Here is a 327-nt window from a genome sequence, read left to right on the forward strand (position 1 = left end):
AGTTCGACGATCTCGTCGAACTCGTCGACGCGGCGGAGGGCCGCACGTTGGGGCTCTTCTCCAGTCGTCGCGCCGCCGGGGCGGCGGCCGAGGCGGTGCGCACCCGGCTCCCGCACCTGACCACGCTCGCGCAGGGCGGCGCGCAGCTTCCCGAGCTCGCGCGCCAGTTCGTCGGCGATCCGCACACCTGCCTCTTCGGCACCCTCAGCCTGTGGCAGGGCCCCGACGTGCCGGGCGACACCTGCCAGCTGGTGCTGATCGACCGCACCCCGTTCCCGCGTCCCGACGATCCGCTCATGAGCGCGCGCCAGCAGGCCGCCGACAAAG

Annotated in this window: 1 protein-coding gene; it reads left to right on the forward strand. The window is 73.7% G+C overall.

Features of this window, described 5'->3' with window-relative positions:
• Window positions 1-327: helicase C-terminal domain-containing protein (locus KSO97_RS17430; RefSeq protein WP_308188347.1), on the forward strand; the 327-nt coding region annotated here is incomplete at both ends.

This window comes from Nocardioides sp. R-C-SC26, assembly GCF_021246465.1.
GTDB lineage: Bacteria > Actinomycetota > Actinomycetes > Propionibacteriales > Nocardioidaceae > Nocardioides.